Origin of the sequence: Lonsdalea britannica (assembly GCF_946477055.1) — a bacterium.
In the GTDB taxonomy this organism is placed as follows: Bacteria; Pseudomonadota; Gammaproteobacteria; order Enterobacterales; family Enterobacteriaceae; genus Lonsdalea; species Lonsdalea britannica_A.
Map to the genome: position 1 here is coordinate 1 of NZ_CAMKXG010000114.1, position 10,650 is coordinate 10,650.

The following is a 10,650-nucleotide window of genomic DNA, read 5'->3' on the forward strand; positions in this document are numbered from 1 at the left end:
ACGAGATTCGCCTTAGTCTCGTGGGCTCGGAGATGTGTATAAGAGACAGGGGGTGGTCCTGTACGAAGGCGGAATACAGCGTGCGCAGTTCATTCATCATCACGCCCAGCGACCAGCCGTCGGCGATGATATGGTGCAGCGCCAGACGCAGCCAATGCTCCCGTGCGGATAGCCGAATCAGCTGCCCCTGCGCCAGAGGACCGGCCGTCAGATCGAATTCCGGCGTCCATGACGCACCCTCATCGTACGGTTCGCTCGCCGTCGTTATCTGCAACGGGAATCCCCGATCTTCCGGTTCCACCACCTGTACCGGCTCGCCATCGCGGCACTCGATGTGAGTTCGCAACGCCGCATGGCGGGCGACGATACGATCGAGCGCGCGCTGTAGCGCCAAGACATCGAGCGTCCCCGCCAGTTTAATCCCTCCGGCAATGACATAGGCCGCGCTGGCGTTGGCATCCCGCTGCGTCAGGAACCAGATTCGCCGTTGAGCCAAAGACAGCGGCGGCGCATCTTGCGTCCTGCGCGGAATAATCGGCGCCAGATCGCTCTGCGTCGCCGCGTCCAGCACCGCGGCGACCGCGTGCAACGCAGGACGCGCAAACAGCGTCGCCAGAGACAGCTCGCGCCCCAGCTCATCACGTAGTCGTGAAATCAGCTGCACGGCCAGCAAAGAGTGTCCGCCCAGCGCGAAGAAGTCGTCGTATCGGCTCACCTTTTCCACGCCCAGAAGCGACTGCCAGAGCGCCGCCAACGTGGTCTCCCGTTCGCCCTGCGGCGCGGCATAGGGCTGATGCGCAAACGCGGCCTGATCCGGGATCGGCAACGCTTTGCGATCGACCTTGCCGTTCGCGGTAAGCGGCATCTCCGCCAGCGCCATCCAGGCCACCGGCAACATGTACGACGGCAGTCGGGCGCTGAGCCGTTCACGCAGACTATCCGCGCAGATCCCCTGCGGATCGTCGCTGGTGTAGTAGGCAACCAACCGTTTTTCCTGCGTCTGTCCCGTCAGGATCACCGCGTCGACCACCGCTTCGCGGATCCCTTCGCAGGCCAGCAGCGCCGATTCAATCTCCCCCAGCTCCACGCGAAAACCGCGGATCTTCAGCTGGAAGTCATTGCGTCCTAGGTAGTCGATCGTCCCGTCGCTCCGCCAGCGGCCCAGATCCCCGGTTCGGTACATCCGGGCTTCCGCCTCCTGCGCAAACGGATCGGGCAGGAAGCGTTCGTCGGTCAAATCCGGACGATTGACGTACCCGCGAGCAACCTGCGCGCCGCCGATAAACAGTTCGCCGCACACTCCCGGCGGCACCGGCTCCCCCTGACCGTCCAGAATATACACACGGGTATTGGCGATAGGCCGCCCAATATGCAGCGCCGTCTCGTCTTTGCGAATGATCCCAGAAGTGGCGACGACCGTGTTTTCCGTCGGGCCGTAGTTGTTGAACAAGGTAAAGCGCGATCCGGCAGGCGGGCGGCGTTTAAGCCTGTCGCCGCCGACCAGCAGCGTCCTCAGCGCGGGCGGCGCCATCTCTCGCGCGAAGGCTAACTCAGCGATGGGCGTCGGCAAAAAGCTGATGTCCAGCGGCTGTGCCGCCCACCACGTCAGCAGCCGCTGCGGATCGCGTGAGATCTCCGGCGTCGGCATCACCAACCGGGCTCCGATCGACAGCGGCGGCCAGATCTCCCAGGCCGCGGCGTCAAATCCCAGTCCCGCCACGCTGGACGACAGGTCTTGCACCCGTAGATCGAACGCGGTCTGGTGCCAGTGAACCAGATTGACCACATGCCGATGTTCAACCATCACGCCTTTCGGCTGGCCGGTCGAGCCGGAGGTATAGATAAGATAAGCCGGATGATGAGGCGTCAGCCCCAGCGTTTGCGTCGGCAGATCGTCCTGCGGCGACTGCGCCCAAGGTCGATGTTCCCCTTCCAGCACAACCAGCGTCACGGCGGACGGCAGCGCCCCTAAACGATCGCGGACATCGCGACCGGTCACCAGCACCTGCGGTGCGCTGTCTTCAAGAATATAACTCAGTCGTTCCGTCGGCAGCGCCGGGTCCAGCGGCACATAAGCGGCCCCGGACTTCAGCGCCGCCAGCAGCGCGACGATCAGATCGCAACCGCGATCCAGCGCGATCACCACCCGGTCACCCGGTCCGACGCCCTGAGCGTTAAGCCAGTGCGCCAGCTGATTCGCCTGCGCGTTCAATTCGCCGTAACGCAGGCTCAGGCCGCCGCAAAGCACCGCCTGCGCGTCCGGTTGACGGGCCGCCTGCGCTTCGAACAGAGTCTGCAGGCAGCACCCGGTGGGATAGTCGGCGCGCGTGGCGTTGAAGTCGCACAGCACCTGACGGCGCTCTTCCTCGGACAGCAGCGGCAACGCGGTTACCGGCGTCGTCGGCGACGCCACCATGCCGCTAAGCAGCCGCTGCCAGTAGCCGAGATAACGGCGTACCGTGCTTTCATCGAACAGCGCGCGGGCAAAATACAGCCCTCCGCTGAGCGCTTCGCCTTGCTCGGTCAGGACCAGACTGAGATCGAATGGAGAGACTGTCGCCTCGTCTTGCAGCGGCGTCACCGCCACACCCGGCAGCGTCAGCGTGGCTTCCGGCATATTCTGTAGCGTCATCATGACCTGAAAAATTGGGCTGTGGGACAGGCTACGGGACGGCGCCAGCGTCTCTACGACCTGTTCGAACGGAATGTCGGCGTGCGTCTGCGCCGCTTGCGAGGTGGCTTTCACCTGTTCCAGCAGCGTGATGGCGTCCGGTTGCGCCGACAGGTCGACGCGCAGCGCCTGCGTGTTGACGAACATGCCGATCAGCGGCTCGACCTCGCGGCGATGGCGGCCTGCGTTAGGTGAACCGATCACCACATCCTCCTGACCCGACAGTCGGCTCATCAACGCCGCCCACCCCGCCATCAGCGTCATATACAGCGTGGCATTCCCACGCTGGCTCAGCGCTTTCAGCGACGCCGTCAGTTCGGCGTCCAGCAACACCATTACCCGGCCGCCACGATAATCCTGCTGCTGCGGTCTGGGACGATCGGTCGGCAGCGTCAGACATTCAGGCACGCCGTGCAGCTGTTCGGTCCAATAGCGCTGCTGCGCCTGCATCCGGTCGCCACAGAGAGACTGCCGCTGCCAGGCCGCGAAATCCCCGTACTGGATCGGCAGCGCGGGCAAAGGATCGTCTTTTTGCTGATGAAACGCGGCATACAGCGCGCCGATCTCCTCCATCAGCACGCCGATAGACCACCCGTCGGCGATGATGTGGTGCAGCGCCAGCCTTAGCCAGTGCTCTCCTTCAGACACCGTGACCAGCTGCGCCAGCGCCAGCGGTCCTGCCGTCAGATCGAACGTCGGCAAGAAGCTCGGTGCATCGCGCGGGTCGTCAATGTCGATGACACTGAGCGGAAAACCGCGCGTCTCCGTCTCGATCACCTGCGCCGGATGACCGTTGCGTACCTCGATATGCGTACGTAATACGGCGTGCCGCGCATAGACGCGATCCAGCGCCTGCCGGAGCGCCGCTATATCCAGTTTCCCCTCGAGCTTCACGCCGCCCGACAGAACATAGGCCGCCCCCGCCGCCGCATCCATCTGACTCAACACCCAGATTCGACGCTGCGCCAACGACAGCGGCGCGTCTTCGCCCTCTTTCAAGGCGGGAATGTCGGCCAGCGTTTCCTGCGATGCGGCATCCAACACCGCGGCCAACTCGCCGATCGTCGGATGGGCGAACAACGTCGCCAGCGGCAGCGCCCGACGCAACGCCTCCTGCACTTGGGCCACCAGCTGCATCGCCAGCAGGGAGTGCCCGCCCAGCGCAAAGAAGTTGTCGTGACGACTCACCTTCTGCACGCCGAGCAGCGACTGCCAGATTGCCGCCAGCGCCGCTTCCGTCTCCCCCTGCGGCGCTTCGTAGGGCTGCTGCGCATAGGCTGACGCATCCGGGGCGGGCAACGCCTTGCGATCGACCTTGCCGTTCGGCGTCAACGGCACACTCTCCAACGCGACCCAGGCGGCAGGCACCATGTAGTCGGGCAGACGCGCGATCAACGTCGTGCGCAGTTCCTCACCGGTGAGTACGGTATCGCCCTCGGCCACGTAGTACGCGACCAGTCGCGCTTCCTCGCGGTCTCCGCTGACCGCCGTCACCACCGCCTCGCGAACGCCCTCGCAGGCCAGCAGCGCCGACTCGATCTCGCCCAGCTCGATGCGAAAACCCCGGATTTTGACCTGAAAATCGTTACGCCCCAGATATTCAAGCGCGCCGTCGGAGCGCCAGCGTCCCCGATCGCCGGTTTGATACATGCGGGCATCGCCATCGCCGCAAAAAGGATCGGGCAGGAAGCGTTCCGCCGTCAGATCGGGGCGCTGGAAATAGCCCAGACTGACGCCATCGCCGCCGATATAAATCTCCCCCGGTACGCCGGGCGGCACCGGCTCCCCTTCCGCATCCAGCAGATAAATCCGCGTATTCGCGATGGGGTGACCAATCGGTATCGACGCATCCTCAGCGCCAATACGCCACGTGGTCGACCAGACGGTGGTCTCCGTCGGACCATACATGTTCCACAGTGCATCGACGCGCGGCAGCAACGCGGCCGCCAACGTCGGCGAAAACGCTTCACCGCCGATCAATCCCGTCAAGCCGGAGGCACCTTGCCAACCGGCCGCCAGCAGCAGCTTCCACGTTGCGGGCGTAGCTTGAAATACCGAGATCGCCTCTGCGTTCAGATAATGTCCCAGCCGCTCGCCGTCCCGGCGCAGCTCGTCGCTCGCCAGATGCAGCTGACCGCCCGCGATCAACGGCAGGTAAATCTCCAGAACATGAATATCAAAGGAGACGGTGGTGACCGCCAGCAGTCGGGTCTGCGACGAAGCCTGATGCTGACGCCGCTGACAGTGCAGAAAATTCACGACGGCCCGGTGCGGCACCGTCACGCCTTTGGGGCGACCGGTCGAGCCGGAGGTGTAAATGAGGTAAGCCGGATGACGCGCCGTCACCCCGCGATCCTGCGGGGCCAGATTGGCCTCGGAACACCGCGTCCATGGGCCAGTGTCATCGTCACAGGTCAGTAGCGTGGCGGAGTCAGGCAGATCGCCCAACACTCCGCGAGTGGTCCGCGAGGCGATCACCACCACAGGCGCGCAGTCATGCAGTAGCGCGCTGAGTCGCGCCTGCGGCTGCGCCGGGTCCAACGGTACATAGGCGGCTCCCGACTTGAGCACCGCCAGCAGCGCGGCGATCAACGCGGGACCGCGCGGCAGCGCCACGACGACGCGGGCCTCCGGACCGGCCCCGTGCTCGACGAGCCAGTGCGCCAGTTGGTTAGCCCTTCTATTGAGTTCACCGTAGCTCAGCGTCTGCTCGCCGAATACCACGGCAATGGCATCTGGCTGCGCGGCAGCCTGAGACTCAACCAACTCATGTACGCAGGCGTCGCGGGGATAATCCGCCTGCGTCGCATTAACCTCGTCCAGCTGCTGCTGCCGCTCATCGGCGGACAGTAACGGCAATGAGGTCACCGCACGGTCAGGCTGCGCCACCATGCCGCGTAGCATCCTTACCCAGTAGCTCAGATAACGCCGTACGGTGCCTGCATCAAACAACGCCGTCGCATAGCACAGCGTCCCCTCGCACCGCCCTTCGGTTTCCGTCAGCGTCAAATTCAGATCGACCTGCGCCATCGTGACTTCGCCTTCCAACGGCGAAACCACGAGGTCGGGTAACGTGAATGGCTGCTGAGGCGTATTTTGCAGCGACAGCATCACCTGAAACACCGGGCTGTGGGACAGACTGCGGGTCGGCGCGACCGCTTCCACCACCTGTTCGAAAGGGATATCGGCGTGACGCTGCGCCGCCAGCGCCGTGTCCCGAACCTGCGTCAACAGCGCGGGCGTGTTTAACGGCGCCGAGAGATCGACTCTCAGCGCCTGCGTGTTGACGAACATGCCGATCAGCGATTCGACCTCGCTGCGGTGACGCCCGGCCGTTGGTACGCCGATGACGATGTCGTCCTGTGCGGACAGACGACTCATTAACGCCGCCCACCCAGCCAGCAAGGCCATGAACAGCGTACAACCGTGGCGCTGCGCCAGCGCTTTCAGCGCGTTCACCAACGTCGCCTCCAGCGTGACCGACGCACAGGCTCCGTCGACATCCTGCATCCGCGGACGCGGGCGATCGCCCGGCAACGCCAGACACGTCGGCGCCCCCCGAAGCTGCGTCCGCCAGTAGTTCCGCTGAACCTCCAGCGTCTCGCCGCTCAGCTGCGCCTGCTGCCACGCGGCATAGTCGGCGTATTGAATCGGCAGCGGCGACAAAGGGTCAGGCAGCCCCTGGCTGAAAGCCGTATAGAGGGCGTTCAACTCCCGCAGGAAAATCCCGAGCGACCATCCGTCGGCAATCAGGTGATGCAACGCAATGCGCAGCAGGTGCTCGTTTTCTCCCAGACACACCAGCTGCCCGCCGACCAGCGGTCCTTGCTCCGGCTCCGGCCGAAACGCGAAAGGCGGTAGCGGTTCCGACGCATTCGATAACGTCCGTATTTCCAGAGAGAATCCGATGTCGGCAGCGCCGATGTGCTGACGCGGCGTGCCCGCCGCATTCACCACCCGCGTCCGTAACGCCTCATGACGGGCGACGATACGGTCCAGCGCCGCCCGCAGAGCGGCAAGATCAAGCCGACCACTGAGGCGGTAGGCCATCCCCAGAAGATAGCGTTCCGGCGCTTGCGACTCCATTTGCGACAGAAACCATAGCCCGCGCTGGACGGGTGCCAGCGGCATCCCGCCCTCCACGCGCGGCGCAGGAGGGATGGACTGTCGTTTGCCTGCGGTCTTCGGCCGCATCCCTTTGGCTTTCGCCAGCGCCAGCAGTTTAGCTTTCTGCTCTCGCGACAGGGGCTGGACCGTTGAGGGGGTGTCTTCCGTATTCTGCATTATTCTTCTCCTTCCATAGAGGCCGCCATGTCCAGCAGCTCAGCAATATCAAACTGTTCGATACTCAGGTCCAGAATCCGCTCGCTGAGCGCGCTTAGACTCGGATGGGCGAACACTTCGGCTAACGGCACGTCGACATCCAGCTCAAGCCGGAGTCGAGAGACCAGCTGTACCGCCAGCAGCGAGTGCCCGCCCAGTTCGAAAAAGTTGTCGTGACGACCAATGCGATCGACGCCCAGCAACGCCCGCCAGATTGCCGCCACGGTTAACTCGGTATCATCCTGCGGCGCTTCGAACGCCGCACGGGCGAAGGCATCGTCGTCGGGCTCTGGCAGGGCATGGCGGTTCACTTTGCCGTTCGGCGACAGCGGAAACTCCGCCATCGCCACCCAGGCCGCAGGCACCATATACGCGGGCAATTGCGCCACAAGATGAGCGCGCATGGACTCGATATCCGCGCTTCCCCGGTAGTAAGCCACCAGCCGTTTTTCCCCGCTACCTTCGCGCGGAACCACCGCCGCCGCCTCAACGCCCGGACATCCACTCAGGCAGGCTTCCACCTCGCCCGGCTCGATGCGGAACCCGCGGATCTTGACCTGATCGTCGTTGCGACCCAGATAGTCGAGAATGCCGTCCTTGCGCCAGCGCCCCCGATCGCCGGTTTTGTACATGCGGGCATCCGCAGAGGTGGAGAACGGATCTTTCATAAACCGCTCAGCGGTCAGCGCCGGTTGGTTGAGATAGCCTCTCGCCACGCCGATGCCGCCGATGTAGATCTCCCCGGCAACGCCGACAGGCACAGGCTCTCCTTTTTCATCCAGAATATAGAGTCGGCTATTGGCGATGGGGCGTCCGATAGGCGGCTGGGACACGCCATGTGAGAAGGTCGCCGGACAGACGAATTCGCTCGTCACGTGCGTTTCCGCCGGGCCGTACTGATTGTGCAGGCAGACATTCGACGACCGTTGGAACAGCGCGCGCACATCCGGACCGAGGCGCAGCGCCTCGCCGCTGGCGATAATGTCCATCGACGGCGGCACGCGCCCCGAAGTGCGATACATCTGCGCCAGCGCAGGCAGGACTGAAGGGGGAATGAAGGCCCGCTCGACGCGATGCTGCTCCAGCAGATCCGCCAGCCGCGGCATATCGAGCCGCACGTCGTCCGGGACGACGACCAACCGCCCTCCGCCCGTCAACGCGCTGAGGATCTCCTGGCTCGCGACATCGAAACCGAAAGAAGCGAACTGCAACGTGACGCCGACGGGGCGCTGGTTCTGCCAATGGATCATATTGACCAGCGCAGCGTGCGGCATCGCCACCCCTTTGGGGCGACCGGTCGAGCCGGAGGTATAGATGACGTAGGCCAAATGACGCGGGGACAGTCCGATCGCGCGCGGATCCGGATTACCGCACGCCGACGCGGCCCACGCGGGTTCATCTGCACTCAGATCGACCAACGGCGGCAGCGCGGAACAGGATGACAGCGCAGAGCGCCCTGTGTCGTCGCACAGCACCGCCAGCGGCTCGCAGTCGGCGATCATATGAGCCAAACGCTCGGTGGGATAAAGAGGATCGAGCGGGACATAAGCGCCGCCGGCCTTCAGAATGCCGAGCAGCTCCACGACCATGTCGGCTCCCCGCGCGACGCAGATCGCCACGCGATTGTCCGGACGCACGCCCTGCTCCATCAGCCAGTGCGCCAGCCGGTTGGCCCGCTCGTTCAACTCTCCATAGCACCATCCCCGCTCGCCGCAGATGAGCGCCGTCGCCCTCGGCTGCCGACGCGCCTGCGTCTCGAAGAGTTCATGCAAACAATGGTCGGCTGGATAGTCGGACTCCGTGGCATTGAACGCCGTCAGCACCCGCTGCCGCTCGGCGGCAGAAACCAGCGGCAGCGTCGTGACCGGCTGCATCGGCGATGCCGCCATCCCTCTAAGCAGCCGCTGCCAGTAGTCCAGATAACGTTGCGCGGTATCCTCATCAAACAGCGCGGTAGCGTAATACAGCGTCCCTTCCAGCCGCCCGTTCGTCTCACGTAATTCCAGATTCAGATCGAACTGGCAGGTCGCCGTCTCGTTAGGCAACGGCGACAGCCGCAGCCCCGGTAGCTCCAGCGTCATCTCCGGCAGATTGTGCAGCGCCAACATCACCTGGAAGATCGGACTGTGAGACAAGGTGCGCACCGGCGCGACCGCTTCGACTACCTGCTCGAATGGGATATCCGCCTGGCTTTGCGCCGCCAGCGTCGTGCTCCTGACCTGCGCCAGCAGCGCCGCCGTATTCATCTCAGGCGTCAAGGCGACTCGCAGCGCGAGCGTGTTGACGAACATCCCGATCAGCGGTTCGATTTCCTGTCGATCGCGCCCCGCGATCGGAGAACCGATCACGATGTCATCTTGACCTGAAAGGCGGCTCATTAACGCTGACCAACCGGCTAATAACGTCATGTACAGCGTGCATCCGTGCCGCTGACTTAACGTCTTCAACGCCTGAGTCAAATTGGCGTCCAGCGTCAGGGTTTTATACGCCCCGGCAAAGCTCTGCACCGGTGGACGAGGCCGGTCCGTCGGCAGCATCAAAGTGTCAGGCGCGCCGCGCAGCTGCTCGACCCAGTAACGTTGCTGCGTTTGCATCCTCGCCCCCTGCAAGTGGCGTCGCTGCCAGGCGGCATAGTCGCCGTACTGCACGGGCAGCGGCGGCAGCGGATCGGGTTGCCCCTGACTCAATGCACGGTACAAGGTACAGAGCTCGTGGATCAGAATACCGACTGACCAGCCGTCAGCGATGATGTGGTGCAGCGCTAACCTCAGCCAGTGTTCACGCGGGGAAAGACAGACCAGTTGCCCCTGCGCAAGCGGACCGGCCGTGATAGACATGGACGGCATGAACGGTTCCGGTCGGTCCTGGCTGTCGCTCATCTCAAGCCGCTGTAGGGGAAAACCGCTCTCCACCGGTCCGATCGCCTGCACATCAACACCGTCTCTCTGAACGATGTGCGTACGCAGCGCCGCATGACGCATCACGATGCGATCCAACGCCTGTTGCAGGGCGGCCGGGTTCAGATGTCCCTGTAGCCGGATGCCGCCGGTGATCATATAGGCCGCGTTTGCTGCCGGATCCATCTGCACCAACAACCACAGGCGTTGCTGCGCCAGCGACAGCGGAGGTTCAGCCGCCGTCTGGCAAGAAATCGCCGGGAGAGGCTGCACTTTCCTGTCGCCTAGCGCCGCCGCCATCTCACACAGCGTGGGATGCATGAACAGCGTTTTCAGGTCCAGTTCTCGCTGCATATCGCTGCGTATACGTGAGATCAACTGCACCGCCAGCAGCGAGTGCCCGCCCAGCAGGAAGAAGTGATCCCGACGCCCCACCTTCTCCACGCCCAGCAACGCTTGCCACAGGGCGGCCAATGCCTGCTCTTCCCTGCCCTGCGGCGCCTCATAATGCTGCCTCGCAAACGCGCTTTCATCCGGTGCAGGCAGCGCAAGCCGGTCCACTTTGCCATTCGCCGTCAGCGGCAGGTTTTCCAGCGCGACCCAGGCCGTCGGCACCATGTATTCAGGCAACCGCGCCAGCAGCTGTTCACGCAGCGCGTCGATGTCTGGCGCCTTCGTGCGATGATCCACAAGGTAGTAAGCGACCAGCCGTTTCTCCTGAGCGGTCGCCGCCTGCGCGACGACCACGGCTTGCTGGAT

The 10,650-nt window shown here is 64.0% G+C and carries 1 protein-coding gene; it reads right to left on the reverse strand.

Annotated elements, in window-relative coordinates; genetic code table 11:
• Positions 1-6,954 precede the first annotated feature (6,954 nt).
• The coding region (locus tag Q7O77_RS09450) for an amino acid adenylation domain-containing protein (protein WP_304166202.1) at positions 6,955-10,650 on the reverse strand (3,696 nt) is incomplete at its 5' end.